This window comes from Leisingera sp. CC-HEC093 (assembly GCF_059429195.1).
Genome location: NZ_JCAIJR010000001.1, coordinates 3,205,636 through 3,232,131 on the forward strand (window position 1 = coordinate 3,205,636; position 26,496 = coordinate 3,232,131).

24 protein-coding genes and 2 pseudogenes are annotated in these 26,496 nt (G+C 59.3%); 15 read left to right on the forward strand and 11 right to left on the reverse strand.

The window, feature by feature from the left end; all coding sequences use genetic code 11:
• Positions 1 to 22 precede the first annotated feature (22 nt).
• The 5 genes from AC5STB_RS15710 to AC5STB_RS15730 all read right to left on the reverse strand — a co-directional run bounded on the left by AC5STB_RS15710 (position 23) and on the right by AC5STB_RS15730 (position 4,880).
• On the reverse strand, positions 23 to 1,072 hold the full coding sequence (locus AC5STB_RS15710) for a glycosyltransferase (RefSeq protein WP_495443738.1): 1,050 nt from the start codon (positions 1,070 to 1,072) through the stop codon (positions 23 to 25).
• Entirely contained in the window at positions 1,069 to 2,034 is a 966-nt protein-coding gene (locus tag AC5STB_RS15715; RefSeq protein ID WP_495443739.1) for a glycosyltransferase family 2 protein, read from the reverse strand. Before AC5STB_RS15715 ends, AC5STB_RS15710 begins: the two co-directional genes overlap by 4 nt.
• A complete protein-coding gene (locus tag AC5STB_RS15720; RefSeq protein ID WP_495443740.1) occupies positions 2,031 to 3,464 on the reverse strand; it encodes a glycosyltransferase family 2 protein in 1,434 nt (477 codons plus the stop codon). Before AC5STB_RS15720 ends, AC5STB_RS15715 begins: the two co-directional genes overlap by 4 nt.
• A gap of 221 nt (positions 3,465 to 3,685) precedes the next feature.
• A complete protein-coding gene (locus AC5STB_RS15725) occupies positions 3,686 to 4,426 on the reverse strand; it encodes a Crp/Fnr family transcriptional regulator (RefSeq protein ID WP_495443741.1) in 741 nt (246 codons plus the stop codon).
• 10 nt (positions 4,427 to 4,436) lie between these two features.
• Positions 4,437 to 4,880, reverse strand: coding sequence for an MgtC/SapB family protein (locus AC5STB_RS15730; protein ID WP_495443742.1), 444 nt, complete (start codon positions 4,878 to 4,880; stop codon positions 4,437 to 4,439).
• A gap of 33 nt (positions 4,881 to 4,913) precedes the next feature.
• On the opposite strand from AC5STB_RS15730, the gene AC5STB_RS15735 reads away from it, so the two are divergent.
• The 7 genes from AC5STB_RS15735 to AC5STB_RS15765 all read left to right on the forward strand — a co-directional run bounded on the left by AC5STB_RS15735 (position 4,914) and on the right by AC5STB_RS15765 (position 12,238).
• Entirely contained in the window at positions 4,914 to 5,543 is a 630-nt protein-coding gene (locus AC5STB_RS15735) for a DUF421 domain-containing protein (protein WP_495443743.1), read from the forward strand.
• Position 5,544: 1 nt separating this feature from the next.
• A complete protein-coding gene (locus AC5STB_RS15740; protein ID WP_495443744.1) occupies positions 5,545 to 6,786 on the forward strand; it encodes a cation:proton antiporter in 1,242 nt (413 codons plus the stop codon).
• 907 nt (positions 6,787 to 7,693) lie between these two features.
• Positions 7,694 to 7,831, forward strand: coding sequence for a hypothetical protein (locus AC5STB_RS15745; RefSeq protein WP_495443745.1), 138 nt, complete (start codon positions 7,694 to 7,696; stop codon positions 7,829 to 7,831).
• Positions 7,832 to 8,091: 260 nt separating this feature from the next.
• On the forward strand, positions 8,092 to 8,583 hold the full coding sequence (locus tag AC5STB_RS15750; RefSeq protein ID WP_495443746.1) for a hypothetical protein: 492 nt from the start codon (positions 8,092 to 8,094) through the stop codon (positions 8,581 to 8,583).
• A 471-nt stretch (positions 8,584 to 9,054) separates the two neighbouring features.
• Positions 9,055 to 9,252, forward strand: coding sequence for a CsbD family protein (locus AC5STB_RS15755; RefSeq protein ID WP_495443747.1), 198 nt, complete (start codon positions 9,055 to 9,057; stop codon positions 9,250 to 9,252).
• A 462-nt stretch (positions 9,253 to 9,714) separates the two neighbouring features.
• On the forward strand, positions 9,715 to 11,037 hold the full coding sequence (locus AC5STB_RS15760; protein WP_495443748.1) for a GAF domain-containing protein: 1,323 nt from the start codon (positions 9,715 to 9,717) through the stop codon (positions 11,035 to 11,037).
• Between the two features lie 904 nt (positions 11,038 to 11,941).
• Entirely contained in the window at positions 11,942 to 12,238 is a 297-nt protein-coding gene (locus tag AC5STB_RS15765) for a PRC-barrel domain-containing protein (protein WP_495443749.1), read from the forward strand.
• 164 nt (positions 12,239 to 12,402) lie between these two features.
• On the opposite strand, the gene AC5STB_RS15770 is transcribed toward AC5STB_RS15765, so the two are convergent.
• From AC5STB_RS15770 to AC5STB_RS15780, 3 genes are read right to left on the reverse strand one after another with little or no spacing between them, the layout of a single operon-like run.
• On the reverse strand, positions 12,403 to 13,506 hold the full coding sequence (locus tag AC5STB_RS15770) for an AI-2E family transporter (RefSeq protein WP_495443750.1): 1,104 nt from the start codon (positions 13,504 to 13,506) through the stop codon (positions 12,403 to 12,405).
• On the reverse strand, positions 13,490 to 13,894 hold the full coding sequence (locus AC5STB_RS15775; protein WP_495443751.1) for an endonuclease/exonuclease/phosphatase family protein: 405 nt from the start codon (positions 13,892 to 13,894) through the stop codon (positions 13,490 to 13,492). Before AC5STB_RS15775 ends, AC5STB_RS15770 begins: the two co-directional genes overlap by 17 nt.
• A gap of 29 nt (positions 13,895 to 13,923) precedes the next feature.
• Complete coding sequence (locus AC5STB_RS15780; protein WP_495443752.1) at positions 13,924 to 14,193, reverse strand: endonuclease/exonuclease/phosphatase family protein; 270 nt, start codon at positions 14,191 to 14,193, stop codon at positions 13,924 to 13,926.
• Positions 14,194 to 14,340: 147 nt separating this feature from the next.
• On the opposite strand from AC5STB_RS15780, the gene AC5STB_RS15785 reads away from it, so the two are divergent.
• Together AC5STB_RS15785 and AC5STB_RS15790 are read left to right on the forward strand one after the other, a co-directional pair.
• Positions 14,341 to 15,467 (forward strand): IS3 family transposase gene (locus AC5STB_RS15785; RefSeq protein ID WP_495442679.1). Its coding sequence is split into 2 segments (ribosomal slippage): positions 14,341 to 14,605 and positions 14,605 to 15,467, totalling 1,128 coding nucleotides; the frame shifts between segments, so codons are not numbered across the junction.
• Positions 15,468 to 16,144: 677 nt separating this feature from the next.
• A complete protein-coding gene (locus AC5STB_RS15790; RefSeq protein WP_027236523.1) occupies positions 16,145 to 17,173 on the forward strand; it encodes an IS110 family RNA-guided transposase in 1,029 nt (342 codons plus the stop codon).
• Positions 17,174 to 17,586: 413 nt separating this feature from the next.
• Here the strand turns inward: AC5STB_RS15790 and AC5STB_RS15795 are convergent.
• Both AC5STB_RS15795 and AC5STB_RS15800 read right to left on the reverse strand, forming a co-directional pair.
• Positions 17,587 to 17,939: pseudogene (locus AC5STB_RS15795) on the reverse strand (transposase); the annotation flags it as partial.
• A gap of 66 nt (positions 17,940 to 18,005) precedes the next feature.
• Positions 18,006 to 18,098: pseudogene (locus AC5STB_RS15800) on the reverse strand (H-NS family nucleoid-associated regulatory protein); the annotation flags it as partial.
• 92 nt (positions 18,099 to 18,190) lie between these two features.
• Here AC5STB_RS15800 and AC5STB_RS15805 point away from each other — a divergent pair.
• The 4 genes from AC5STB_RS15805 (at position 18,191) to preA (ending at position 22,574) form a co-directional block, all read left to right on the forward strand.
• On the forward strand, positions 18,191 to 18,724 hold the full coding sequence (locus tag AC5STB_RS15805; RefSeq protein ID WP_495443753.1) for a hypothetical protein: 534 nt from the start codon (positions 18,191 to 18,193) through the stop codon (positions 18,722 to 18,724).
• Positions 18,725 to 19,191: 467 nt separating this feature from the next.
• On the forward strand, positions 19,192 to 19,590 hold the full coding sequence (locus tag AC5STB_RS15810; protein ID WP_495443754.1) for a RidA family protein: 399 nt from the start codon (positions 19,192 to 19,194) through the stop codon (positions 19,588 to 19,590).
• A 292-nt stretch (positions 19,591 to 19,882) separates the two neighbouring features.
• Positions 19,883 to 21,217 (forward strand): NAD(P)-dependent oxidoreductase, encoded by a 1,335-nt coding sequence (locus AC5STB_RS15815; protein WP_495443755.1) that lies wholly within the window; start codon positions 19,883 to 19,885, stop codon positions 21,215 to 21,217.
• A 52-nt stretch (positions 21,218 to 21,269) separates the two neighbouring features.
• Complete coding sequence (preA, locus tag AC5STB_RS15820) at positions 21,270 to 22,574, forward strand: NAD-dependent dihydropyrimidine dehydrogenase subunit PreA (RefSeq protein WP_495443756.1); 1,305 nt, start codon at positions 21,270 to 21,272, stop codon at positions 22,572 to 22,574.
• 131 nt (positions 22,575 to 22,705) lie between these two features.
• Here preA and AC5STB_RS15825 read toward each other — a convergent pair whose 3' ends face one another.
• Entirely contained in the window at positions 22,706 to 23,320 is a 615-nt protein-coding gene (locus tag AC5STB_RS15825) for a TetR family transcriptional regulator C-terminal domain-containing protein (RefSeq protein ID WP_495443757.1), read from the reverse strand.
• A 265-nt stretch (positions 23,321 to 23,585) separates the two neighbouring features.
• On the opposite strand from AC5STB_RS15825, the gene AC5STB_RS15830 reads away from it, so the two are divergent.
• Both AC5STB_RS15830 and hydA read left to right on the forward strand, forming a co-directional pair.
• Positions 23,586 to 24,836 carry a Zn-dependent hydrolase gene (locus AC5STB_RS15830; RefSeq protein ID WP_495443758.1) on the forward strand — a complete coding sequence of 417 codons (1,251 nt, stop codon included), beginning with the start codon at positions 23,586 to 23,588 and terminating at the stop codon, positions 24,834 to 24,836.
• A 185-nt stretch (positions 24,837 to 25,021) separates the two neighbouring features.
• The gene (hydA, locus tag AC5STB_RS15835; protein ID WP_495443759.1) at positions 25,022 to 26,476 is read left to right on the forward strand and encodes a dihydropyrimidinase; all 1,455 of its coding nucleotides are present in this window, start codon (positions 25,022 to 25,024) and stop codon (positions 26,474 to 26,476) included.
• The last annotated feature ends 20 nt before the right edge of the window (positions 26,477 to 26,496 follow it).

Sequence of the window (26,496 nt, forward strand, 5' to 3'; positions counted from 1 at the left end):
GCGGCGGCGGGATAGGGCAGTCTCATCGCGGCACCTCGCGAACCTTATCCCCCAAGGCAGCGGACTGAAGAAGGGATGTCCAGTGCCGCGCGACATGGGAAAGGCGGAATGCGGGGTTGGCGCTCACCTGCGGCGGCGACAGCCGCCAGGCCTCGACGCGCTCGAAAATTCCCGCCTGGTCATGGCCATCCACCATTTGCCGGTCGTCCGCCACGATCTCGGCATTGGCCCCCAGGCCGCGATGCGCGAGCACGGGCGTTCCCACCGCGTTCGCCTCGGCCAGCACGAGCCCGAAGGTCTCGGCAAAAGAGGTCTGCGGGTAGAACAGGCACAAGCTTCGGCGCATCTGCCGGATCAGCGCCGGATGCGACAGCGCACCGAGAAAGGTCACCCCATCGGGCACCGAGCCGGTCTTCCATCCCAGATACCCAGGATCAGCCACCGCAAGGGTGAGGCCCGGCAGGTGCCGGCGCAGCGTCTCAAATTGCGCGAAGACCTGCGCCAGCCCCTTGTGCGGGGAACTGGCGAAGAGCAGCCGGTTGCAATCACGTGGCGTTGCGTCGGGCCGCAGGTCGTCGTCCAGCGGATTATAGATTACGTGAAGCGGTGGTGTGACCCCGTCTTTCAGGAACGCCTGCAGGTGGCGGGCATGGGTCTGAGACACGCAGATGACAGGGATATCGGCCTTTTTGAGGGCCGTGCCCATCCTGCGGTTGTGACGGCCGGGATAGACATGCAGCCACAGGAAGATCGGCGTATCCGGATACCGCTTGCGAAGCTTCAGCGCCACCTTCCAGCGGTTCAGGACGATCATCGCATCGAAATAACCGCCTGTGTCCAGATCGGGCAGCGGGCAGAGCCGCCCGACAGGCGACATCTGTCTCTCGATGCGGCCGTTCTGGAAATGAGCAAGGTCGAACCGCGGGCGCAGGGTGGCGGCGATGCGCAGCACCGTCGCCTCGGTGCCGCCCAACCCGCCGGTGTCCATATCGGGCAGGTCGTAGCCCGCCGCGCTGCACGGATCGACGATGGCGATCCGCGCTTTTCCGGTGTCAAGACGCATCAGGCTCATTGCGCGGCCACCTGTCCGGCGCGGTCGGCCAGGATGCGACCAACCCGCGCTGCCGTTGCCTCTGTCGCCGCGATGTCGCGCCTTTGCAGCCAGTCGGGGCGGCTGACATCGCCCAAGGTTAGGTCCGGTATATCCACCGGCACGGGTTCGACCCTGCCGCTCTGACGCCAATCCTCGACCTTTTGCCAGACCCGCGCCCGGTCTGCCCGGCGGTGGGTGCTATCGTAATCCGATGCCGCCGATTGCGTCAGGCTGTCGGGGGTCTCGATCTTGGTCAGCAGCAGTTCCGGCACGATCCAGATGACCTCGCCGTTCAGGACCAGACGGTTGCGGAACTCGCGATCTTCCTCGATGCAATCCTCGAACCCGCCAAGGCGGCGGAACACGTCGGCGCGGAAGAGGCCGGAGTTGACATGGGTCCATTCGCCGGGCACCTGCGCGCCCATTTGCAGGTTCGGGAACACGTCATCGAGCAGCGACAGGTCGCGCCTGATCTCCACCCGCCGCCCGTCCGGCAGGATTAACTCGTGATGGGTCAGCGCCGCGCTGACTTCCAGTCGCTGGCCTGCCTGCTTGCCCGCAAGTCGCCAGTTCAGGCATGCGTCGGCGCCCACCTCCTGGGCCGTCAGCACGCGGACCTGATGCAGCACCTTGTCGCGGTGCGGGATGTCATCGGAATCATGGAAGGTGACCGCATCGCCGCCGGTCAGCAGCAGGCCCGCATTCTTGGCCTGCGCCGTGCCGAGGTTCCGCGCCAGTCGAACATAGTTGAATTTGGGATGTTGAAAGTAAGGCGCCACTGCCTGCGCGGTGGCATCGGTGCTGGCATCGTCGATCACCGTGACGCGGATGTTCCACCAGCTCTGGTCCAGCGCCGCGCGGATGGCACCATCGATCAGATGGGCACGATTGAAGGTGGGAACGATGATATCGACCAGCGGGGCGAGGGGATCGGATCTCATGCCATGGCCTCCCGTGCGGGCAGGCTCAGCCCATCCCGGTAAGCGCGTAAACTGCGCCTTGTCAGGATCGCCGCCGGCAAGGGCAGCATTAGCGCGCAGAGCGCGGCGAGGACGATCGGATCGCCTGGCTGGGCGCTGGTCAACAAAAAGGCCGCCAGTGTGCAGAGCAGCGCGGGGCAGGGCGGAAGAAGACCGAAGGTCTCGGCCTCACCGCCAGCCTTGTCGGTCACGACGAATTTCAGGCGGCAGCCCGTCAGCGCATCGAAGGTCGCTTTGGCAGAGTGCGGGGCCAGCGCGACGCGACAGGCAAGGGCACGCAGGACCGTTGTCAGCGGCAGCCCGTCCCGCCAGCCGCGTGCCAGCACGCGGATGACGATGTCGCAGAGGCTGAGAACGATGGCGCAGCCGGCCAACGCCGCGGCGGACGTGTGGCCCTGTCCGGTCAGCAGCCACGCGCTCAGCAGCAGGAAAGGGACAAGCGCCAGATTGAACCACGCGGTCAGTTGCGACAGGAGGGCGAGCCGCTTTTGGAAGCTGAGCGCACCTGCCGACGTGAAGATCGTCTCCGCATGTTTCGCCAATGTCTGGACATTGCCACTGCACCAGCGATAGCGCTGCCTTTCGAGATCGCGCAGGGACAGGGGCAGCAGGCCCTTTCCGACCACCTGGTTGATGAAACGCCCCGAATACCCGCCATTGCACAGCCGCACGCCCAGCTCCGCATCCTCGGTCGTGGTGGCACCCGACCATCCGCCCACAGCGGCCAGCGCCGGGCGGGAGATCACGCAAAGTGTTCCGGTCAGCAATACCGCCTCGGCCTCGTCCGCCTTGGCGGCATTGGTGCGGAAATATTCTTCCAGTTCCGCATCCACCCCCGGCGCGGCAAGGGCGGTGCCAAGGTAGGATTGCGGAAACTGAACGTAATCCGCGCCGGTCCGGTGGAGGGCGGCGGCGGCATGGCTCAGGAAATCTTGTGCCACGACATAATCGGCATCCACGGTCACGATATGGGTGGCGCGCGGGTCGGTATGCTCCAGCGCGATATTGAGCGCGCCAGCCTTTGCACCCTTCACGCCGGTGCGGTGCAGGAATTTGATCCGGTCGGGATATGCGGCGCAGTATCGTTCGACCGGCTTCCAAACTGCTGGATCGGCGGTGTTGTTGTCCATCACGATGATTTCGCAACCCTCGGCCGGCCAGTCCTGATCCAGCAGGGCACGCAGCGTGGACATCACCAGCAGGGGCGGCTCGGAATGGGTGGCAACATGGACCGAAAACCACGGAGCGACGGGATTCCGCGCAACGGGTGGAAGATGTGCGGGCAGACAGGCGATCAATGGCCGAAGCCCCAGGAGCGCCAGTTGAACCACAACGATGGCACCGCAGATTACGGCACCGATCACAGGCATCGCAGCCGCAAAAATCAGCATGCTAGCCGCTATGAAAAGCCGTAGCTTCATCGTTCACCCCCAAGGCGTTAAAAGCATTAATTGCTTTTCGAAATCAGTGGCTTACAGTATTTTCGGCCACCTACAGGGCAACGTTTTTCGTTGCCTTCAAGTTCCCGTGTGCAGGCGGATTACGCCCCACGCAGAAGACTAGCCTGCCCGAGGAAACAGAGATCAGCATGCAACTGGATTGAAGGGTGGTCCTACCGCTCCTGCGGAAACCAGGACGTATCCATCTCGGCATAGCGATCGTGGAAATCGGTAAGCTCGATCATCTCGTCCTCCTTCAGGAGCCGGACGCGATCCTGATCGCGCTGAATGAAGCCTTCATGCTCCATGCGGATGAATGTCTTGCTGATATAGACATTCGTGAGCCCGAGATAATCGGCGATCTGACTCTGGGTCATTGGCAGGCGAAAGCTATCGGTCATCGTTGCGTTGGTGATGCGCAGCCGCGATATCAGGTCGAGCAGCATGTAGCTGATCCGCTCCTGTGCGCTCATCCGTCCCATGGCGCGCAGCACGTCGATCAACACCACCTGATCCCTCAGCGCGATCGAGATGAGCAATGCGGAAAGCCGCGGCGATTCCCGCAGGATCTCGTCGAGAGAGGCTTTCGGAAACGGGCACAGGCACACGTCCTCGACCGTGCGCAGGGTCGTCGTCGCATGTTTGAGGGCGACATCAGGAAAGCCGATGACATCACCCGGATGATGGAGCTTGACGATCTGGCGGCGGCCATCGGGAAGATCGGTATAGCTGAAGGCCCAGCCGCGCTTGACGACATAGAGATTCTTGTTCTCGTCGCCGCCCTGATAGACTTCCTGCCCGGCCGAGAAAGTGCGCTCGGTCTTTTCCAGACTGGTCAGCCGGTCCTTGTCGTGGTCGGACAAGGTCACGTAATGGGAGAGCTTGGTGACCAGGCAACTGGATCTATCGGACATGACGGAATTCCTATTTTTGACCACGAATATGCAGCCAATCGAAGATATTGAGAACCACGAAGATCAGCGCCGAGATGAAGGCCGCTTCCTTTAGGAACCCCAGCCCGCAGGCGATGCCGATCGACCCCAACGCCCAAATGGCCGCCCCGCTGCGGATCCCCTTGAGCCGCCCGTTATCGCTGGGAGACATGATCGCACCGGCACCCAGAAAGCCGATGCCCCCCACGATCCCTTGGATCAGGCGGGTCGGGTCGATGGACATGGCGCCGTCATCAGCCACACTGCTCAGGGCGAAGTTGAGCGTTACAGCCATCAGCGCGGCCGAGCCGATGGCGACGAGCACATAGGTGCCAGCCCCGAGCGGCTTGCCCTTGATCTCGCGGTCTAGCCCGACAACCAGTCCGCATCCGCCTGCGAACAGGACGCGCAGGATGAATTCACTGAAATCGATCACCTATCAAACCGCTCCACGCCGCAATTTATTCCCATGAAATCACGTTATCCCCTTTCAAAAGGGCAGAGATCAATATGCATTGAGATCAGGCGCACGGCGGGCGACTATTATCGACGTGACATCTTCAACTCCAGAAGGAGCGGAGCAATCTTCATTGACGAGCCAATTATCGACGCCCTGATCAAGGGTTCCATGCTGAGCGCCTGCGGCGTTTTCTGGATCATCCTGCTGGTTCGCATCGTCGGGCTACGATCCTTTTCCAAGATGACGAATTTCGATTTCGTCATAACAGTCGCCATGGGTTCGCTTCTCGCCGGTGCCTCGCAATCGCAGCAATGGCCTGGTTTCGTGCAGACATTGACGGCGATGGCCAGCCTCTTTGCCGTCCAGTATTTCGTTTCCAGGTTGCGGCGTTGGTCGCCGCGCCTGGACGAGTTGGTCCAGAACACGCCGGTCCTGCTGATGAAGGATGGCGAGATCTTTCATGACGCGCTCCGGGCCACCCGCGTGTCCAAGGAGGACCTGATCGCCAAGCTGCGCGAGGCCAACGCGCTGGATCTGTCATCGGTCCGCGCCGTGGTTCTTGAGACAACGGGCGATGTCTCGGTGCTGCATGGTGAGCAAATGGACGAGGTTCTGTTCAAGGGCGTGAGGGATCGCTGAGATGAGTGACGATGCGTTTTTCGAATTCAGCACCTATCATCTGGCCCTGGCGGTCGTAGGCATCATCGTGATCCTGGCGCGCTGGTTCCCGCGGTTGGTTTCGTCGCGCGAACCGGCGGCGGCACCGCTGATGATCCTCTTCGGAGCGGGTGCCATGCTGGTGGTGCCGGGAATGCCCGCGCCCCCCGATCCGCGCAGCGCACCTTTGCTATGGGAGATCATGGCCGAGATCACCGTGATCGTCGCGCTCTTCGCGGCGGGCATGCGGGTGGACAGCCTCGGGACCTTAAACAAATGGGGGCCGACATTGCGCCTGCTGCTGGTCGCCATGCCACTGACCATCGTCGCGGTCGCGGGCCTGGGGGTGATCCTTGGCGGGCTGGCGGCAGGGGGTGCTGTCCTGCTGGCGGCGGTGCTGGCTCCGACCGACCCGGTCCTGGCCGCCGATGTGCAGATCGCGCCGCCGCAGGAGGGGAAGGAGCACCCCGTCCGCTTCGCCCTGACGACCGAGGCCGCCCTGAATGACGGGCTAGCCTTTCCCTTTGTCTATCTTGGGCTGTTGATCGTCATGCAGGGCCTGGACCCCGGCGAATGGGGCCTGCAATGGTTGCTGGAGGACGTGATCTACCGCATCGCGTTGGGGGCCTTGATGGGATGGGCCGGCGGTTGGTTGCTGGGGCAGATCCTGTTCAACCTGCCGCGCGAGACCCGGCTGGCCGATACCGGATCGGGGGTGATCGCGATTGCGGGGGTCTTCCTGTGCTACGGGTCGACCGAACTGGTCGAGGGCTATGGCTTCATCGCCGTGGCGGCCATGGGTCTGTCGCTCCGTCGGATTGAGAGCGAACATAATTACCACCGGCATCTGCACGACTTTTCGGAATCCATCGAACATGCGCTGACAGCACTCTTGCTGATCGCCCTGGGCGGTGTGCTGCCGGTCATGGCGCCTGATCTGGGCTGGCACCATGTCGCGCTGGCGGTGCTCATGATCGTCATCTTGCGACCCTTGGCGGGCTGGGTTTCGCTGATGGGTAGCGCCATGACCCGTTCCGACCGGGCAGTCGTGGCGGTTTATGGCGTTCGCGGTATTGGGTCGATCTATTATCTCGCATATGCAACCAATCACGCAGAGCTTGATAACCTGTCCGACCTGTGGGTCATCACCGCGCTGACGATCCTACTATCCACCATTCTGCACGGCTTCTCGGTGGGATGGGCGATGGATAGGATCGGACGTTGAGGCTTCGCTCACGATCGAACGGTGGTGGATACCTTTACTGCAAGCATGGTTTTGTGATTGGCCGCGAAAACTAGGTCAATTACTTATATGGTTCCGGTGCCAGCATAAGCGAGCGGGAGATCCACTTACGCAACGGCTCGAGACTGTGCGGATAAACCGAACCCACCTCTAACGCCTACGATGACCGGAATGACGACTTGCTCCGCGTTGCAGCATGAAGTGTGCCGCGGCTGCAAATAGATGCTGCGTCAGCAATAGCTGCGTTCACACAAGCCCGCTTTGTCCCGCGTTGTGTGAGCTCGCGATCCGCGTGACAAATGGCAGCTAAAGATCTCTCCGGTTGCTTTCCTCCTGCTCCTCCAGCCTAATTTAGAATGTGATCGCGGAGAGACCGCGATCACTTGCACAGAAGTCAGCCGCGCCTCCGCTCCGCTCTAGCGCGCCTGGCAGTTTCCGTTTGATTGGTCCGCCTGCCATCCGGTCGGCAATCTGAACACGGGTTCTGATGCCGCTGCGCGTCAGCCTCCACGGAGAAATCCGGTTCCTCCCGCGCCTGGCGCGGGCCCCTCCCAATTTCACCGCTCCAGCCCCGTGTGTCAGATCACCGTCCGGCCGCAGTCCGGGCTGCGCCCACCCTGCTTTGCCCTCCGGAAGGCTCGAGGTCTTCCGAAGTGAAAATCAGGGAAGGCTTCGCCACTGGCGGAACAGGAGGCGCGAGCGGGGATGTTGGAGACACGAAAAATGAAAGGTGCTGTCGCAAATAGCAAAACTATGTGTCGCCCGACAATTTGTGTCGGGCGACACATAGTTTTTCCTTTTTGGGGAACTTGGTTGTTTGATTTTAAAGGGAAATATTTTCATCCGACGCAGCAAAGTTACCTTTAGCGACTCATAGATTTTCCTTCGGATGAAGCAGACATTCATGCCGCGCGCGGCAAAATCGGGCTTCGAGCCCAACCCGGTCATTGTAGTTTTTTTGCTGCGCGCGCTCGCAGCAGAAAAATCGCCGCGACTGCATCATTTTCGGCACTGCTGCGCGGCGTGAAAACCAGCCGTTCAAGCATGCTGCAGCGATATCTATCACCCGAACTCGCAGGTCGCGGGCAATGCATGGGTACTCCCGGGCAAGCTTTCCTTTGAAGACGGGCGCTGTGCGTGTTTCTGGCAGACTCTCGCACAGGCCACCAAGCGGTTTCGGCGAGCCTCCGCCTGCCCTTAGGGCCCACTGCAACTTCTTCAGCAAGTCCTGAGTTAGGGGAGAGCGAGCCGGCGCAGTCCGGCGTGTATCTGAAAAAGGATAGAACCATGAAACTCGTTACCAGTGCCGCAGCTGTCACCTTGACCCTGCTTGCGGGTGCGGCCGCCGCAAAAAATGCAGGCGTTTCCGCGGATACCGGGGCAGCAGCGGAAGTTGGCGAGAGTGCCGGAACCGGCGCCGAAATTGGTGGCGGTGTCTCGGCTCAGACCGGCATGGATGGTAGTTACGGTCAGCTGATTTCCTCGCTTCACAACGGCAAGGCTGACGTCGCCAGCTGGACGGCCCAAATCTCAGCGCTTTCAGATGATCCTCAGGTCAAAGTGGTGAAGCTTAATGAGATTTCGGGAGCCGCCACGCCTGCGCTCGATAAGGCCCTGGAGGACCATCGCGCTGATCTGCGGTCGGCGCGGGGTGCCATCGGCGGAAATGAGGAGCTAACCGCCGCCCTCGAGGCCGAAAACTTCACCGCCGACGATGTGATCGCGGTGGAGATCGATGGAGAGAGCTCCGTGACTCTCATCGTCGATACCCGGATGTAATCCGTCCGCTGCCGGGAACCGGCCTCCAATCTGCACCGCGTGCTCGTCCCACCAGCGCGGCGCCCGGTTCCTGATAGCCCCGGCTGGTTCTGCCCTGCCGGGGCTTCTTCCCGTACTGTCCGCCATCCAGCCGACGATCTCAGAACGAGGCTTTGTTCGCTGCGCGTCAGCCTCCACGGAGAGATCCGCGTTCTCCTGCGCCAGGCGCGAACCCTGCCAATTTCACTGCTCCGGACCCGTGTGCCAGATCACCGTCCAGCCGCAGCCCGAGCTGTGACCAAATTCCTATCGGCAGCATTTGTTCCTCGATTGGTGAGGGTAAAGTGGCGGCAACCAGCCTCCACCCTCATTCAAGCGTTTATTCAGGGCGGATTGTTTCCAGTACGAAGCATGATCCAGGTGAGTAGAGGGGAACATCTGCTGATCAGAGGCGTTGATCACTTGTTCGCATTCAGCACGAAGGAGAACGACATGAACTGGGATCAAGTCAAAGGACAATGGAAGCAGCTGAAAGGCTCTGCTCAAAGCACCTGGGGAGATATCACCGGTGACGAATGGGACAAGATGGAGGGAGACCGCGAGAAGCTCGCAGGAAAAATCCAAGAGCGCTATGGCCGGAGCAAGGAAGAGGCCGAACGGGAAATTGATGATTGGATGCGCAAGCACTAATTGCTTTCAGCCACCCGTCGTTACCGGTCCCGGTGCTCGATGCGATGGCCTGTGCCGTTAAACCTTGCATTCAGGCCGCAGAGGGCGCCGGGGCAAGTCGACCCGGAAATCAAATTCAGCCGATCAGCAGCTTATAAACAGGAGTAGCAGGTTCTCCCGGAACCTGTTGTGCGAGGCAGAGAAATTCTCCGGGAAAGACGGGATTTTCTTAGGCGTGGCGTAATTCGCCGGTAAGCTACGGGCTGTATTTTTAGAGAGCCGCTGCACGCCCGTCCCGAACCCGCTCTTTGCGGGACTTGCCTTATCCATGTCCATCTATCCATGATGGCCTTATCCGCAAGGGCTGCCTCTTTGCCCGGGACAGTCATTTCAGGATGAAAACCACTGAGGATATTTGGATGGGTCCAAATCAAACGCTAAATTGTTGTACCAGTTTTCGCCTGTGCAGGAGGGGTATTGAACATGCGTGAATTGGAGGTGCCAACCGGAGCCTTGTCGAAGGACAGTGAAAGGCTGCATCAGCTTTCGATCCAGATGGCAGATTGCAAGAGCCAGCAAGCTGCAGCACAGGCGCTGCTTGATGATCTTGTGGATTATTACGAAGCAGACTTTGGCACCATTCAGCTTCTTACGCCCGACGGTCAGACTTTGAAAATAGTCGCGCAGCGCGGCTTTACAGGCGAGTTTCTGGACACATTCCGGAGCGTAACCGCGGATACCCCTTGCGCCTGCGGCCGGGCCCTGCGCGAAAAGCAGATCGTCGTAGTCAATGACGTGTCAAAAGAACCGGAATACTTGCCCTTTGCGCAAGTTATGGAGGCAGCCAGCGTCCGCGCTGTGCTGTCAGTCCCCCTGATTACGCCGCAAAATGAGGTGATTGGGATAGTTTCAACCCATTTCCAGGAGCCGCGCCTGCCTACAGCGGCGCAAATTTATGTCTCAGCTTTCCTAGCCCAGCAGGGTGCGCTCGCTCTCCATCGCCTGACAAGAAGAAAGCCAGCTCTAGGGGCCAGCGCAGTGGGATGGACCAGGGCTGCCAGCTTGGGGGAGGATATCGGGGCGGTGGAGGAACTCTCCCCATTCTACCGGAAACTCAGTCAATTCCACCGGCTTGAGCCCGAGGATTTGTCAGCCGCGAAACACCTCATCAGCGCCGTGAAGGAGTGTGAGGCCGACAAGGATATCGTTTCCGAGGGCGACGAAACAGACAGTTGCTTCATCATGCTGGCCGGCTGGGGCTGCAAGTACAAAACATTGGAAACAGGAAAACGTCAGATCATCCAATTTCCGATTCAGGGTGACTTTGCTGGTGTTCACGGGCGCCTGCTGCACGCGGCAGACCACTCCTTCGCGGCCCTGACACCTGTCAAGCTCGGCATCTTCACTGCCGACAACCTCCAGACGTTTATCGAGACCTATCCCCGCCTCGGCCAAGCTGTTCTGTGGTCAGCCGCACGAGACGAAGCCATGGTGGCGGAGCATCTCGTCAACCTCGGCCGGCGCAGCGCAATTGAGGGCATGGCGCATTTTCTTCTTGAACTCGCGAAGCGTATGGAGTTCGCAGGACTGGGCGATGGCGGCACATTTACCTGTCCGCTTTCACAGGAAGAACTGGCCGATGCGCTCGGTCTCAGCATGGTTCACACCAACAAATCCCTCCGGAAGCTGCGCGAATCCGGGCTCGTAACCCTCTCACAAGGATCATTGAAAATTACAGATCCGGGAAAATTGTCCGACCTCGCCTCGTATGACGCAGCTTATCTCGACCAGCGCGGGCAAGACTGATCACAAGCAGGGAAAAATGACGTAATCGTCCGCAGCCCAGACTGCGGCCGGGCGGTGATCTGAACGACGGAGTTGAAGCGGTAAAATTGGGTGGGATACGCACTTGGCGCAGGAGCAACGGGATTCTTCAGTGGAGGCTGACGCGAAGCGACTTCAAAACACGCAGTCAGATTGATGCCCGGATGCCAAGCAGACCTGCCGATCAGTAGGGTGCCGAGCGCGCTCGAGCGGAGCGCAGGCACGTCAGGCTTCCGTGCAATCGATTGCGGCCTCGTCCCCGATCAAACTAGAGATTTAACTTGAAGCCCCCTTTCAAAGCCATCGGGCGGGACCTGGCAAGCAGAAACTATTCTGCTACTACCTGACGCAATCCTGTCGCCGGTTACAGCTCATCGCGCCTTGTCCGACAGCTCTTCTGGCTCGCGCTCAACTAGGGTTCCGATCTCTGCCATGATCGGGTAATCCCCCCGGATCTTAAGCGGATGCGGAAGTAGAATTTTCTCGGCAGGATGAACGAGGAAATTCCGATGAAGAAGACACGATTCACCGAGGCCCAGATCATGGGTGTGCTGAGCCCCTCCGCATCTTTGCAGCATAGCGACGGTCCTAGCTATTCTCCCAAATTCCGGATTGATGCCGGTGAAAATTTTTCGGCGCGTTGGCAGAGATGGTCGCAGCCGAGGATTTGATCGCTCAATCGTTAATCCAGTTTAGGAAATACTGCCTCGGTAAGTCCAGCCCGCGCGCTATCCTTCAAGCACGAGGCGCAAGCATCGTGTCTCGGTACCAAGTACCGGTTTTGGAGCAGGCAATGGGGTCTTCGCAATGTCGACCCGGCCCCTCCCTCGCCGGAATTTTTATCAGATCGGTAACAACACCCGGTCAAACCAACAGGAGGTCTTCAATGGACCATTCCAAACATACCCCTCTTCAACCTCAAGAGTTGACTGCTGACAACGTCGAAGGTGCAAACGTCTATGGCCCCGGCGACGACAATATTGGTTCGGTCTCACACTTGCATGGTACCGGGCAGCATGCACAGGCCGTTGTCGATGTCGGCGGCTTCCTTGGCCTTGGCGCAAAACCGGTCGCGCTCGACATGGGACGTCTGAATTTCATGCGGGATGAATCTGGCAGCGTTCACGCCACAACCACGATGACGAAGGACGAATTGAAGAACCTTCCGGAGCATCAGAACTAAACGAGCCATTCGGCCGGGTCCGGGGGCGGGGGAGGTTCGCTTCCGCCGCCGCTCCCAGGGGGGCTAGGGCCTATCAATGTAACGCAGCCGAACAGCGCACGCTGAAGCGAAACCGCTGGACATCAGCTCTGACCTTACCTGTGATCCTTTGAGCCGTCCGCCTCTCAGGGGAACTCTTCGTCCGTATCACCGAGGAACCGTGCGAATGTCTGCATCGATTTCGTTTCGTCGCAGGCGATCTTAAGCACAATCAGGATCGGCAGTGCCACAATCATCCCGATGATTGACCAAATCCAGGCAAAGAAAGCCACGAACAGGAAAACCACCGGTGTGTTAAAGCGCATGCGTTTCGAGATGATGAGTGGCGCTATCAATTGTCCTTCGACTGACGATAGCGCAATATAGGTCGCAAAAACCCCAACCGGGACCCAGGCGCCATCCTGACTGACAAAAGCAACAGCGGCTGCGATCGAGGCGCCCATCAGGCCGCCGAGGAATGGCACATAATTCAACGCAAATGCCATGAAGCCGAACAAGACAGCATTTGGCAGGCCCCAGATCTGCATTACAATGGCGACCGCAATTCCCAGGCCGGCATTAATGAGTGTGATGCCCCCTAGATAATAGCCCAGCCGGTCTTCAATCGCATGCCCCACCTCCACAGCCTGACGCTTGTCCGCGAACTGATCAAGGCTCTGCACGGCCTTTGTCAGGAACAAGTCCCCTGAGGCTATGAGAAAGAAAAGCAGGAGCAGTGCAAAAAGAATGCGGCTGAGAAACCCAGGCGCCATGCTGAAAATCGCGGCAGCAATGCCGGTGTCCGAAACTACCTCGACCTCCACGGTTTCCGCGTCATGCTCTTCGATCAGCTCCTCCGCAGCCACCGCAGCATCATTGATGGCCTCCAGTGTTCCGCCAGCAGCGGAGAGCTTATCCTTGATCTGCTCAATTAGTTCCGGGAGGTCGTTTATTAAGGCTGCGGTTGGGGCACTCAGCTGCACGAGTACCACTGAAATCAGCGCGGCAATGGCAACCGTGAACAGTGCGGCGGAAAGGATAGGCGCAATCCCTAGTCTGGCCAGGCCTCGGCGCGGGCGGTTGAGGACAAAATATCCCAGGCCCGCTGCCGTAACGGGCACCAGGAAGTCACTTGCCCAGACCAAAGACTGTATTAGCAGCAGTAAGAAGATGCCGATGATCGGCACCCGGAGCTGACGCCAGCCGCCATGTGCAGCCGGAGGGTTCGAGTCTTCACTGTCCCTGGACATAACGCGCCTGCTGCTGGCCGTTTAACACGGCAGTGTTCTCAACAAACACCGTGGCCGCTATTGGAAAATGATCCGAGCCGAATTCCTCCAGCCGCTCGAAAGACACCAGGCCGACATCTTCAGTCATGAAAAGCTGGTCGATGGGGAAACGTAGCAGCGGCCTTTCGGCATGGAAACTTGAGATCATGCCCCGGCCCACACGCGGCTCGACAAAGTTGCCGTAGCGTTTGAAGCGCTTGGAGGTCCAGGACCAGGCCACGTCATTGAAGTCCCCCAAGATGACCGTAGGCCGCTCCGATGATTGGGTCATAAGTGCGGCCTTTTTGATCTGTTTGTCGCGCACTTTAGTGGTGTTGCCGGGCACCGGCGGGCGCGGATGCAACCCCACGAAGTTGAATTCGACTCCATTGGGCGATTTCAGTACCGCCGTACCGCCGGTGTGTCACCCGCCGTCGGCCAAAGGAGCTCGACGCGCACTGGTTCCAATCGCGTGGCGAAAATTAGACCGTAGAAATCATCTGCGACATGCTGCTCTATGGTAGGGTAGCGATTCAGTGTGTCTTCAAGTGCATCTTTCCAAATCTGGTTCGTTTCCATCAAAAAAAGAACGTCAGGGTCCACGCGTTCGATGATTGATCTTAGATCTTCGTGCGGGTCGTTCTCCATCAGCACATTGACGGACAGCATGGCGATCTCGTCTGCTGAGTCAGGTGCAGATCGGATATCTATTTCCGTACCGGCGAGGGGAGTATAGGGGAGGATCTGAACCGCCTGATAATGGAGTGCCCCATCTGAACTGGTCCACCGTTATGTTTAGGAAACGGAGGACAGAGAATGGCGAACAAGCGGCACAAGCCAGAGGAAATAGTTCAGAAGCTGCGGCAGGTTGATGTGCTTGTCGGGCAAGGAATGGCGCGGGTTGATGCAGTCCGGGAGGTTCGCATCACGGAGCAGACCTACTACCGCTGGCGCAAGCAGTATGGTGGGATGGGAACCGACCAACTGAAGGAACTCAAGCGTCTCCAGAAGGAGAACGAGCGGCTGAGAAAGGCCGTGTCGGATCTGACACTGGACAAGCTCATCCTGAAGGAAGCCGCACGGGGAAACTTCTGAGCCCCGCTCGTCGCCGAGCCTGCATCCAGCTGATCCGTAGCGGGATGAAGGTATCGGAGCGTCGGATCTGCCGCGTGCTCGGGCAACATCGCTCGACACAGCGGCATCATCCAAGGGGCCGGGAAGACGAGGAACGGCTGGTTGCCGACATGACCGGATTGGCCAGGCAATACGGCAGCTACGGCTACCGGCGCGTTGCTGTGCTGCTGAGGGATTCAGGCTGGCAGGTCAGTGATGGCCGGATTGAGCGGCTGTGGCGACGAGAGGGGCTGAAGGTGCCACCGAAGCAACCGAAGAAAGGAAGGCTTTGGCTGAACGATGGGTCATGCATCCGGTTGCGCCCCGAGTATCGCAACCATGTCTGGTCGTATGACTTCGTGCATTGCCGAACCGACGATGGGAAAGCGTTCCGCACACTGAACATCTTGGATGAGTTCAGCCGTGAATGCCTGGCGATCCGAGTGAAGCGGAAACTCAACTCGACCGACGTGATTGATGCCCTGACGGACTTGTTCATCCTGCGGGGGCCGCCAGCTTACGTTCGAAGCGACAACGGGCCGGAGTTTGTTGCCAATGACGTGCGGGCCTGGATTGAGGCTGTCGGGGCTAAGACCGCTTTCATCGAACCCGGAAGCCCCTGGGAGAACGGCTACGTCGAGAGCTTCAACGCCCGGATGCGGGACGAACTGCTCAACCGTGAGATATTCTATTCGGTGAGGGAGGCTCAAATCATCATCGAAGGCTGGAGGAAACACTACAACACAAAGAGACCCCACAGTGCATTGGGCTACAGGCCCCCGGCTCCAGAAGCCATCATCCCGATGGAACCGAGGCCAATGATGCACTAACAATCAAACTGGACCAGTCAGATCAGGCCACCCACGCCAATTTAGCAAAGCTGCGGTACGCAAATGAAATTCCCAAGAGAATTAAGGTCAGGACCGTATAGGTCTGCCATGAGAAGGGGGGCAGCCCCTCCGCATAGCCTTTGGCTAATTCTCAGAAACTCCCATCGCGATGCTGCAGCTGCTTCCGGAAAGGCTGGGCCCGGGCTGTCACAGTGCCAAAGGAACCGGACGGGGGCGCACATTGGAAAGTACAGACTGTGCCGTGTCCCAGTCTGGTTACTATCGGTTGTCATTCGTGAGCAATGCGTAGGCGCTTTGCCATAACAGTATCTTCCTGAACCTGGATGACGGCTTTCTATCTCGCCATGCCCCCCTTTTCTGCTGGGCTTTCTCTAACACTGCTATTGACCTGCCCCCCTTGGTCTCAATCCCTCGCGTTCTGGCTGGATCGTTAGGTGAATGTCTGCTTCTGCTGGCAGCCAAGGGCGCTCTTGCAGCATGGCGAACTTCCACATCCACCTGGCCTTCCAATTTTCTCGCAACCGCAGCAAGGATTGAGCATCTGCGGCGAAGGACGGGTTTGTCCCGCACTGTGATGGAGTGGATGCCCCTCCCGACGGCATCGTGATGTGCCATGCTGGTACTGTCTTAACAGACCAGAAACAGAGGAGGCGACAATGGAAATGGTTGCGATCATAGGAGTAGATTTAGCAAAGCGTAGTTTTCAGGTGCATGGGGCAGCGGCTGACGGCAGTGTTCTGTTCCGCAAAAAGCTGTCTCGGGCGCAAGTTTTGGCATTTTTTGTACAACAACCGAATTGCACAGTTGCTATGGAAGCTTGTGCAACCGCGCATGACTGGGGGCGTCAGATCGAGGCACTTGGCCATGATGTGAAATTGATACCGCCCATCTATGTGAAACCTTTCGTCAAACGGCATAAGAATGATGCGGCTGATGCAGAAGCGATTGCCGAGGCTGCGTCACGTCCAACGATGCGAACAGTCGCCGTGAAAACACATGAGCAGCAAAGTCGGGCGGTTTTGTTCCGGACACGTGACCTGCTTTTGAGGCAACGCACGCAGCTGATCAACGCCCTGCGGGCTCATCTCGCCGAGTTTGGCCGGGTGGCACCAAAAACGACGACAAATATCAAAAGTCTGAGGGAAATCTTGGAAGATCCCGAGAACGGTCTGCCAAAAGTGGTGACAGATGTTGGATCAATCTACCTTGGTCAGATCGCTACACTAACAGAACAAATAGGCAGGCTTGAAAAGCAGGTACGCATCGAAGCGACAAGAGACGATAACGCACGCCGTCTCCAGACCATGCCAGGCATCGGTCCGATAACTGCAATGGCTGTCTCGGCCTTCGCCCCACCTATGGAAATCTTTCGTCGGGGTCGGGATTTTTCTGCGTGGGTAGGGCTGGTACCGAAGCAACACTCGACCGGGGGAAAGCAGAAATTGGGCCGAACGTCGAAGATGGGGCAGAGAGATATCCGCAGGCTCTTGGTCATCGGTGCCATGTCCGTAGTGAGGATGGCGATTCACAAGGGTGCCCCTGAAGCATCTTGGCTCCAAAGGATGCTCGCAAGAAAACCACGTATGGTCGTCGCAATTGCACTCGCAAATAAGATGGCGCGCAGGTTATGGGCCATGTTGGTGAAACACGAAGATTACAGAGACCCGGCTATCGCCGCCGCGTAAGCGTTGCGATGGCCGGTACGTCGGGAATGTGAGGAGGTCTTTGAGTGTAAGGGCAAATGATCGGAAAGATCGGGTTCAGTAAAACCAGGAACTCACACCGGGATAATCAACCCGCCACTGTGATGTGGAACTGAACCGCGTATCTCCATACCGGCCAGCGGCGTCTGAAACGCCGCATAAACAGGCCTGACAGATGACCGCATCCGTTCACATTCCCAAACGCTCAAAAAACAACTTGCATTAAAGGGGGCCTCCACAGATGTGAATTCACCGGGTTCAGAAGCTCGCTGTCGCAGCGAACGGCAGAAACGGCGGGCTGCGCCGCAGCGAAAATCCTCGGTCGGTTGCGTCAAACGGCCGAGTTTGCAAAGGGCGCTTCCTGCGCGTAGCGGCCTCTTGGGGTTGCCCAGACTGCATGTGCGGCGAACGGCCGGAAAGTCCCGCCGTCCGTCTTTCCGGTCTGAGGCGGATACATGACGGGCGGGGCTCAGAAGTTTCCCCGTGCGGCTTCCTTCAGGACTAGCTTGTCCAAGGTCAGCTCAGAGACCGCCTTCCGAAGCCGCTCGTTCTCCTTCTGTAGCCGATTGAGTTCCTTAAGCTGGTCGGTTCCCATCCGGCCATACTGCTTTCGCCAGCGATAATACTTCTGTTCGGTGATGCGAACCTCGCGGAGCGCGTCCACCCTCTGCATGCCCTGTCCGACAAGCACATCAACCTGCCGCAGCTTTTGAACTATTTCCTCTAGCTTCTGTCGCTTGTTCGCCATTCTCGGTCCTCCGTTTCCAAAACATAGCGGTGGACCAGTTCAGATGGGGCATTCCACTCCCATGCTTCAGATTTCGATATCCTCCAGAAACTTACCGGCTTCCAAGGCCTCATGGGCCCAGCCAGGTTTGCGACCACGTCTGCTCCAAGTCTGCGAAGGATCATTGGGATTCGCTTGAGTGTGGTCGGTATTTTAATCTCAGTTAAAACTCATTTGAGTAAGGTTAGGTGTCTAGTTGAGGATTTTAATAAATGAAGACACTCGTCGTAGTACATCCGGGCAGCCTTTTTGGAAGCGCCGAGTTCAACGTTGGAAAGCTCCGAGCGAATGAACATCGGCTCCGAATAAGGAGCGAGATTCTAAATCATCAAGGTAATTTCGTGGTAATAGACGGGTTTTTATCTGATGAAATTCACGATGATTTCAATGATGCAATAAATGCAGGGATGTCGAATTCGGAGGCTGGTGCGATTAAATCCGGTCAACTTGCATCACTTAGTGCTTTGCGCGTTTGGGGATGTGATGCAGGAGAAAGTCCGTTTCGGGAGTGGGGTAGTTTTGGTGGTAGTACTCAACAACTGATATTTGAGGGACAGGAAGAAGCTGCTGAGAGCATTTCAGAGAACTTAAACACAGATGAAGTCGTCGTCACCGGAGCCTGGGCAACGCATCATGGCCGCTGGGGATGCGTGAACTCTGTCGCTGACGTTTTCCGTTCCAAACTACCATCAGCATTGGTGCGGATTTCAGATAGTGCTCTCTTTGAAGTGGGGAAGGCAATTTAGCCGGAATCCGTGAAGAGCTCGCGGTTCGCATTTCTAAGTCAGTCTGTTCTCCAGACGAAGAAACTGAGCAGACGGGTGTGACCTATACACAAAGAACAGAATGTAAGGATCTTGAGGGGATGGGCAGGACGGGCCCGAACTCAATGGAGCTGTGACGCAGCTCCATCTTCGGTCATGGCTTCTCAAGCCGGCGCTTCGCTTCGCAGGTTGGCACGTCTAGTCGGTTTGGAAAGCGTTTAGTAGTCACAAAAGTCCGTATAGGTACGTCTAAGCGACAAAACAGAACATGTATCAAGGAAGCGCTCGGCATGTAAGCCGTGCATCCGCGCTGAACTATGCAGCCGCGCAGGTCCCGGACCTGCGCGGTTTTGTTTTGGGGTTTTGGCGGCAAGAAATTTTAAGCTTGAAATAAATGCTGCGGCGGCGCTAAGGTCAGCCTCAGGCAGTATCAGCAAAGGAGTTCCGCCATGCCGGCCATCAGCGTGCACCCCGAAGGGTGGAAGCCCGCCAAAGGCTACGCCAACGGCATGGTGGCGGAAGGCAGGCAGCTGTTTGTCGGCGGCCAGATCGGCTGGACTGCGGATCAGGTGTTTGAGGCGCAGGACTTCATCGGCCAAATGGGCCAGGCCCTGCGCAACATTCTGGAGGTGGTCGAGGCCGCGGGCGGAACCGCGCAGGACATCACAAGGCTCACCTGGTTTGTGACGGACAAGGCAGAATACCTGGCTCATCAGGCAGAGGTCGGCAAGGCCTACCGCGCAGTGATGGGCTATCATTTTCCCGCGATGACCATGGTGGTGGTGTCTGCCCTGGTCGAAGACGAGGCCAAAGTGGAAATCGAAGCCACCGCAGTTTTGCCGTCCTGACACCGCAGGGAATTCGCGGCCTGCTGGGAAACCTGTGCAGATTTAGCTTGCGGTACGGGCTGTTTCACGCGCCGTCTGCTGTCTTTGGCTGCTGGTTTTGCCTGAGCTTTCAGTTGATCAGGCCAAAACTGGCCGGATAGAGGTCCGGCATAATCACGCGATTTCAATTCATTGCAGGCCGCTCTTCCAGGAGCGGCAATTTTTTTGGTCAAGCCAAAATTTTACCAGTTGATAAAAAATCAGACTGTGGCACTCTGGTATCAAGAATAACAGACAATCAGGGAGACACCCAATGGCGACCAGCCATCAGGCATCCGGCATTCAGGCAGCGCGTCTTGACGCTGCCGGCATTGCTGAGAATTTCTCGGACCTGCACCCAGCCTATGACGCGCATGAGGCAGCCGTGGCGGCGGACCGCTGCTATTTCTGCTATGACGCGCCCTGCATGACCGCCTGTCCGACCAGCATCGACATCCCCCAGTTCATCCGGGAGATACAGGCGGGCCACCCCGAAAGCGCGGCCAAAACCATTCTGGAGCAGAACATCCTGGGCGGCATGTGCGCCCGGGTCTGCCCGACAGAAACCCTGTGCGAGGAAGCTTGCGTGCGTGAAACCGCCGAGGGAAAGCCGGTCGAGATCGGCCGGCTGCAGCGCTATGCCACTGACACGCTGATGGAAAAGGGGGCGCATCCGTTCACCCGCGCGGAAGCCACCGGCAAGGAAATTGCTGTGGTTGGCGCCGGCCCCGCGGGCCTGGCTGCCGCACACCGGCTGGCGATGCTGGGCCACGGTGTGGTGGTCTATGACGCCAAGTCCAAGGCGGGCGGTCTCAACGAATTCGGCATCGCGGCCTATAAGACCATCAATGACTTCGCCGCGCGCGAAGTTGACTGGCTGCTGCAAATCGGCGGCATTACAATGGATTACGGTAAAAAGCTGGGCGAAGAGCTGTCGCTGGATGCTCTGAAGGACAGCTATGATGCGGTGTTCCTGTCGATCGGCCTGGCCGGGGTGAACGCCTTGCGCGCACCGGGCGAGGATATGGAAGGTGTGCGCGACGCGGTGGAATTCATTGCCGAACTGCGCCAGGCGGAAGACTTGACCGCTTTGCCCGTGGGCCGCAACGTGGTTGTGATCGGCGGCGGCATGACCGCGGTCGATGCCGCCGTGCAATCCAAGCTTCTGGGCGCCGAAAACGTCACCATCGCCTACCGCCGCAGCCGGGAGGAAATGGGTGCCAGCCGGTTTGAGCAGGACTTGGCGGCCTCCAAGGGGGTGAAGCTGATGTTCAACGTCATGCCCAAGGCGGTGCATGGCAACGGCGCAGCGGCCGAGATCGAACTGGAGTATACTGCGGTTGCGGACGGCAAGGTTTCCGGCACCGGCGAGACCGTGCGGCTGGCGGCTGATCAGGTGTTCAAGGCCATTGGCCAGACGCTGGAGGGCCAGCCGGACGCGCTGGAGCTTGAAGGCCGCAAGATCAAGGTCAGCGGGACAGGCCGCACCTCGGTTGCCGGGGTCTGGGCCGGGGGCGACTGCGCTTCTGGCGGCGAGGACCTCACAGTGACCGCCGTGGCCGAGGGCCGCGACGCTGCAATGGACATTCACTCCAGCCTGATGGGCTGAGCCAGCTCAGTGCAGGTTACTGCACTCTGCGAGCCTTAAGAGGAGAGATCAAATGGCTGATCTGACAACAGAATTTCTGGGTATCAAATCCCCCAACCCGTTCTGGCTGGCTTCTGCGCCACCGACCGACAAGGAATACAACGTCCGCCGCGCCTTTGAGGCCGGCTGGGGCGGCGTGGTCTGGAAAACCCTGGGCTCGGAAGGCCCGCCGGTGGTCAATGTGAACGGCCCGCGTTACGGCGCAATCTGGGGCGCTGACCGCCGCCTGTTGGGGCTCAACAACATCGAACTGATCACTGACCGGCCGCTGCAGACCAACCTGGAGGAAATCACCCGGGTTAAGAAGGATTACCCGGACCGCGCCGTCATCGTGTCGATTATGGTCCCGTGCGAAGAGCAGGCCTGGAAAGACATCCTGCCGCAGGTCGAGGCCACCGGCGCCGACGGGATTGAGCTGAACTTCGGCTGCCCGCACGGCATGGCGGAGCGCGGCATGGGCTCCGCTGTGGGGCAGGTGCCGGAATACATCCAGATGGTTACCGAATGGTGCAAGAAATACTACTCCAAGCCGGTAATCGTGAAGCTGACTCCGAACATCACTGACATCCGCAACCCGGCGCGGGCGGCGAATGCCGGTAACGCCGATGCGGTCAGCCTGATCAACACCATCAACTCGATCACCTCTGTGGATCTCGACAGCATGGCGCCGGAGCCGACCATCGGCGGCAAGGGCACCCACGGCGGCTATTGCGGCCCGGCGGTGAAGCCGATTGCGCTCAATATGGTGGCGGAAATCGCCCGCGATCCGCAGACCCGCGGCCTGCCGATCTCTGCCATCGGCGGTGTCACCACCTGGCGCGACGCGGCGGAGTTCATGGCGCTGGGGGCAGGCAACGTGCAGGTTTGCACCGCGGCGATGACCTATGGCTTCAACGTGGTGAAGGAGATGATCTCGGGCCTGTCTACCTGGATGGACGAGAAGGGATACACCTCTACCCAGGACTTCATCGGCATGGCGGTCCCGAATGTGACCGACTGGCAGTATCTGGACCTGAACTTTGTCACCAAGGCGAAAATCAGCCAGGACGACTGCATCAAATGCGGCCGCTGCTATGCGGCATGCGAGGACACCTCGCACCAGGCGATCGCGATGAGCGAGGACCGGGTGTTCACGGTGAAGGACGACGAATGCGTCGCCTGCAACCTCTGTGTGAACGTCTGCCCGGTGGAGGGCTGCATCACCATGGAAGAGGTGCCGGCAGGCCAGATCGATGAACGCACCGGCGAGGTGGTCTCGGGCGACTACGCCAACTGGACCACGCATCCGAACAATCCGTCGGCAACCGCTGCGGAATAACCGAAACGCGCCCAGGAGGGCGCGCTGTCTCCCCGTCGACTTTACGCCCCGGCTTTCTGGCCGGGGCTTTTTTAGCGAATAAGTTCTGGGACAGGGCGCGCTCGGCAGTGCGAGTGCAGCGGCAGCCCGCCTCAGCTTTTCGGCGTAAGCATCCGCCGGTACAGGGTTTCCAGATATATCGGCGCGGCGTCAAACGGGTCTTCTTCGCCCATCAGCGTGCGCACCTGGACGTCGAAATCGGCGTAATGCTGGGTCAGCGACCAGATTGAAAACAGCAGATGCTTGGGATGCGCGCGGTTGATCCGTCCGGCATCCATCCAGCCCTGCAGCAGCTGCGCCTTTTCCTCGACCAGCACATTCAGATCACTGGCGATTACGTCATGCAGCCGCGGTGCGCCCTGGACGATCTCATTGGCATACAGCCGGCTTTCGCGCGGGAAGTCGCGGCTCATCTGCAGCTTGCGCTGCACATAGGCGAGGATCTCCTCAAGCGGCTCACCATCCGGATCCAAGGCCCGCAGCGGGTCCAGCCAGGTGTCCAGCAGCCCGCCCATCAGCTCATTGAAAATTGCCTCTTTGGACGGGAAATAGTACAGCAGGTTCGGCTTGCTGAGACCGGCTGCCTTGGCAATCTGGTCCACGGTGGAGCCGCGGAAACCATGGCTGGAAAACACATCCAGCGCGGCCTCCAGAATGGCGGCGCGATTCTTTCTTTGGATGCGAGTGGGCGCGCGGTCTGCGGGCATGTCCGTCCTGTCTGTTTCTGCGGCCCCGCATCAGCGAAAGCGCGGAATTTCACCTGTTTCCGGTAAAAGCACCGTTTTTTTCAAGGGCCACGCGGCAATTTCTTGACTGGTGGTGAACCCGTGATAGCGTGAGTTTGACCAGTTGGTCAAATCAAAGGCGGGCGCGCAAAACCACAGCTTTGATGAGACCGGCACTCAAAGCCACCTAACACGGCGCCAAGCCGGGAAGCCTGCAAAGACGGGCGCACAGGGAAGGAAGCTCTTGATGACGTCGCTTGGACAGAATCTGAAAATTGACGGTGACAGGCTGTGGGATAGCCTGATGGAAATGGCCAAGATCGGCCCCGGCGTGGCAGGCGGCAACAACCGCCAGACGCTGACGGACGAAGACGGCGAAGGCCGCGCGTTGTTTCAAAAATGGTGCGAGGAGGCCGGCTGCACCATGGGGCTCGATCAAATGGGCAACATGTTTGCGCGGCGTGAGGGCACCGACCCGGACGCGCTGCCTGTCTATGTCGGCTCTCACCTCGATACGCAGCCCACCGGCGGCAAATACGACGGGGTTCTGGGGGTGCTGGCGGGGCTGGAGCTGATACGCTCGCTCAACGACATGAATATCAAGACCAAGCACCCGATCGTGGCCACCAATTTCACCAATGAGGAGGGCACCCGCTATGCACCGGCCATGCTGTCGTCGGGCGTGTTTGCCGGTGTGCATACCCAGGACTGGGCTTACGGCCGGGAAGACGCCGAGGGCAAGACATTCGGCGATGAGCTGAAGCGCATCGGCTGGCGGGGCGAGGAAGAAACCGGCGCCCGCAAGATGCACGCCTTTTTCGAGCTGCATATCGAGCAGGGGCCGATCCTGGAGGCCGAGGGCAAGGACATTGGCGTGGTGACCCACGGCCAGGGCCTCAGCTGGACGCAGGTGACGGTCACCGGCAAGGACGCGCACACAGGTTCCACCCCGATGCCGATGCGCCGCAATGCGGGCTTGGCGATGGCGCGGATTCTGGAAGCGGTGGACGAGATCGCCTGGAGCCACGCCCCGCATGCCGTGGGTGCGGCCGGCCACATTGATGTCTACCCAAATTCGCGCAACGTGATCCCGGGCAAGGTTGTCTTTACCGTCGATTTCCGCAGCCCGGAACTCGACGTGATCACCGACATGGAAAACCGCCTTCGAGAGCAAGGCACCCGGATTGCCGAGAAGATGGGCGTGAAGATAGAATTCGAGAAAGTGGGCGGTTTTGATCCCGTGGCCTTTGACGAGGGCTGCGTCAACGCGGTGCGCAAAGCGGCGGAGCGGCTGGGGTATTCGCATCTCGATATCATTTCTGGCGCAGGCCATGACGCCTGCTGGATCAACCGGGTGGCGCCGACCGCAATGGTGATGTGCCCCTGCGTGGACGGTCTTAGCCATAACGAGGCCGAGGAGATCAGCAAGGACTGGGCCGAGGCCGGTGCCAATGTGCTGTTCCACGCGGTGGTCGAAACGGCGGAGATTGTGGAGTGAGTGGGCTTCCCGGAAACGCTCCTGCGGAGCGTTTCGCCCGCGAACGGGCGGAGTCCTGGGGGCGCTGCCCCCGCGGCCTTTTGGGCCGCTCCCCCGGGATACTTCCGGCCAGAAGAACAAGGGACCTTATCCTTTGAGAATAAGTGGAGGCGTGAAAATACGCCCCGATTCAGGGAGTTGCAGCTATGAGTAAAGTCATCAGAAACGGCACTATCGTGACCGCCGACCTGACCTATAAGGCGGATGTGCTGATTGAAAACGGGGTGATCACACAGATCGGGCCCGACCTGAAAGGTGATGAGGAGCTGGACGCCACCGGCTGCTATGTGATGCCGGGCGGGATCGATCCGCATACCCATCTGGAGATGCCCTTCATGGGCACCTACAGCTCGGACGATTTTGAAAGCGGCACCCGCGCCGGGCTGGCGGGCGGCACCACCATGGTTGTGGATTTTGCTCTGCCCAATCCGGGCGAGAGCCTGCTGGACGCGCTGAAGCGCTGGGACAACAAATCGACCCGCGCCAACTGCGACTATTCCTTCCATATGGCGGTGACATGGTGGGGCGAGCAGGTCTTTGACGACATTAAGGCCGTGATCGAGCAGCGCGGCATCAACACCTTTAAGCACTTCATGGCCTATAAAGGCGCGCTGATGGTGAATGATGATGAGCTCTATGCCTCTTTCCAGCGGCTGGCGGAGCTGGGCGGCATCGCCATGGTGCATGCCGAAAACGGCGATGTGGTGGCGGAGCTGTCGGCCAAGCTCTTGGCGCAAGGCAACACCGGCCCCGAGGCGCATGCCTATTCCCGGCCACCGCAGGTGGAGGGCGAGGCCACCAACCGCGCTATTATGATCGCTGATATGGCGGGTGTGCCGCTGTACGTCGTTCATACCTCCTGCGAGGACAGCCACGAGGCCATCCGCCGCGCCCGGATGCAGGGCAAGCGGGTCTGGGGCGAGCCGCTGATCCAGCATCTGACGCTGGATGAGAGCGAGTATTTCAACAAGGACTGGGACCACGCCGCCCGCCGGGTGATGTCGCCGCCATTCCGCAACAAGCAGCATCAGGACAGCTTGTGGGCTGGTCTGCAATCGGGTTCATTGTCGGTGGTGGCGACGGACCATTGCGCCTTTACCACCGAGCAGAAGCGCACAGGCGTAGGCGATTTCACCAAGATCCCGAACGGCACCGGCGGCCTGGAGGACCGGATGCCGATGCTGTGGACCCATGGTGTTGAAACCGGCCGCCTGACCCCGAACGAATTTGTGGCCGTCACTTCAACCAACATCGCCAAGATCTTGAATTGCTACCCGAAAAAAGGCGCGGTTCTGGTCGGTGCCGATGCCGATCTGGTGGTCTGGGATCCGAAGAAGACCAAGACGATTTCCGCTGCCAGCCAGCAGTCCTCGATCGATTACAACGTGTTTGAGGGGCATGAGGTGAAGGGGCTGCCGCGCTTTACCCTGACCCGCGGCCATGTGGCGGTGCACGATGGGGAGATCAAGTGCCAGGAGGGCCACGGCAAGTTCGTCTCACGGGAGGCCAATACAACGGTGAACAAGGCGCTGTCGACCTGGAAGGAACTGACGGCGCCGCGGCCGGTGGAGCGCACCGGGATCCCGGCAACAGGCGTATAAATCAGGAGCGGGCTGCCGGT